This is a genomic window from Streptomyces nanshensis (assembly GCF_001751255.1).
GTDB lineage: Bacteria > Actinomycetota > Actinomycetes > Streptomycetales > Streptomycetaceae > Streptomyces > Streptomyces nanshensis_A.
Map to the genome: position 1 here is coordinate 1 of NZ_LJGW01000597.1, position 2207 is coordinate 2207.

The 2207-nt window shown below is 75.4% G+C and carries 3 protein-coding genes; all 3 read left to right on the forward strand.

What is annotated here, in order from left to right; all coding sequences use genetic code 11:
• Positions 1 to 285 (forward strand): ROK family protein (locus AN218_RS30045; protein WP_141747756.1); only part of this gene is annotated, 285 nt, incomplete at its 5' end.
• On the forward strand, positions 282 to 1436 hold the full coding sequence (gene nagA / locus AN218_RS30050; RefSeq protein WP_070020206.1) for an N-acetylglucosamine-6-phosphate deacetylase: 1155 nt from the start codon (positions 282 to 284) through the stop codon (positions 1434 to 1436). The genes AN218_RS30045 and nagA, both read left to right, overlap by 4 nt.
• A 149-nt stretch (positions 1437 to 1585) precedes the next feature.
• A partial coding sequence (locus AN218_RS30055) for a 1-phosphofructokinase family hexose kinase (protein ID WP_244900838.1) occupies positions 1586 to 2207 on the forward strand: 622 nt, incomplete at its 3' end.

The following is a 2207-nucleotide window of genomic DNA, read 5'->3' on the forward strand; positions in this document are numbered from 1 at the left end:
GGCGACCGGCGGGCGGCCGCCGTGTGGCGCGAGGCGGTGGACGTGCTCGCCGCCGGGCTCGTCACCGCCGTGACGCTCCTCGATCCGCGGACGGTGATCGTCGGCGGCGGTCTGGCCGAGGCCGGCGACGTCCTCTTCGTACCGCTGCGGGAGGCCGTGCGCGCACGCGTCACCTTCCAGCGGGTCCCCACGATCGTCCCGGCGGCGCTGGGGGACGCCGCGGGCTGCCTGGGCGCGGGACTTCTCGCCTGGGACCTACTCTCCGCGGAGGTTGCGAGCCGATGAGCCCGACGAGCGAACGCACCGTACTGACGGGCGCACGGGTGGTGCTGCCGGACGGCGTGGCCGAGGACGCCGTGCTGACCGTCGAGGGACGGCGGATCGCCGGCAACGTGCCCGGTGAGCGGCCGACGTTCGAGCTGGGCGGCCACTGGATCGTGCCCGGCTTCGTCGACCTGCATGTGCACGGCGGCGGCGGTGCGTCCTTCTCGTCGGGTACGGCCGAGGAAGCGCTGAAGGTCGTCGCGACCCACCGGCGGCACGGCACGACCACCATGGTCGCCTCGACCGTGACGGGCGAGCTGAGCGACCTGGCCCAACAGGCCGCGGCGCTCAGTGAGTTGGCCGAGCAGGGCGATCTGGCGGGCGTCCACTTCGAGGGCCCGTTCATCTCCGCCGCGCGCTGCGGCGCGCACGACCCGGAGCTGCTGCGCGACCCCGATCCCACGGAGGTGCGCAAGCTCGTCGACGCCGCGCGCGGCACGGCGCGGATGATGACGCTCGCGCCCGAACTCCCGGGCGGGCTGGAGTCCGTACGGATGCTCGCGGACAGCGGCGTCATCGCCGCGGTCGGGCACACCGACTCGACGTACGAGGCGACGGCGCAGGCCGTCGAGGCGGGCGCGAGCGTCGCCACGCACCTCTTCAACGCGATGCCCGCACTGGGCCATCGCGCGCCCGGACCCGTCGCGGCGCTGCTGGAGGACGAACGCGTGACCGTCGAGCTGATCAACGACGGCACCCATCTGCACCCGGCCGCCCTGGAGTTGGCCTTCCACCGTGCGGGCGCCGACCGCGTCGCCTTCATCACGGACGCCATGGGCGCCGCCGGCATGGGCGACGGCGTCTACCCCCTCGGGCCGCTGGAGGTGGAGGTGCGCGACGGGGTGGCGCGGCTGACCGAGGGCGGCTCCATCGCCGGGTCCACGCTCACGCTGGACGAGGCGTTCCGCCGCGCCGTGACCGTCGACGGGCTCCCGGTGGAGGACGCCGTACGCGCCCTGTCCGCGGTCCCCGCGCGGCTGCTGGGCGTGGCGGACCGTACGGGCTCGCTGGAGGCGGGCAAGGACGCCGACCTGGTGGTGCTGGACGAAGCGCTGAGCGTGGTGGGCGTGATGCGCAGGGGCGAGTGGGCGGTACGTCCCGACGCGGGCTGAGAGCGGGCGGGTTCGGCGGGCGCGCACGGGGCCGCCGCCGGGCGGGCGGGGTCGCGGCCTCGGAGGCCAAATGGCATGATCCCTCGGGCGGTTGTCGTCCCGCACACTTCTACGCGCGTCCCCGCCCCGTCCCCCCATGGAGTGGTCCCGTGATCCTGACGGTCACGCTCAACACCGCCCTCGACCTGACCTACCGGGTGCCCCGCCTCGCCCCGGAGGGGTCGCACCAGGTGCGCGAGGTCGTGCAGCGCCCGGGCGGCAAGGGCCTCAACGTCGCACGCGTGCTCGCCGCGCTCGGCCACCGTACGGTCGTCACCGGCTTCGCCGGCGGCCTGACGGGCTCGGAGCTGCGCGAACTCCTCGCGCGCGAGCCGTACATCACGGACGAGCTGGTGCCGACGCAGGGCAGCACGCGCCGCACGGTCGGCGTCGTGGACGAGGCGGGCGGCGGCTCCACCCAGTTCAACGAGCCCGGTCCGCACATCTCCCCGGAGGAGTGGTCCGCGTTCCAGGAGACGTACGCACGGCTGCTGCGGAGTCCCGGCGGCGACGGCAGCGACGACGGCCGACCGGAGCGGGACGGGGACGAGGACGGGGGCGGCAGCGTCGACGCGGTCGCGCTGTGCGGGAGCCTCCCGCCGGGCGTTCCGGTGGGCGCCTACGCCCAACTCACGCGCGAGGCGCACGCGGCCGGGGTGCCCGTCGTCCTCGACACCAGCGGCGAACCGCTGCGCCGCGGCCTCGCCGCGCGCCCCGACCTCGTCAAGCCCA

Coding starts and splice junctions, on each gene's coding strand:
- nagA (WP_070020206.1), top strand. CDS start 282: ATGAGCCCGACGAGCGAACGCACCGTACTGACGGGCGCACGGGTGGTG.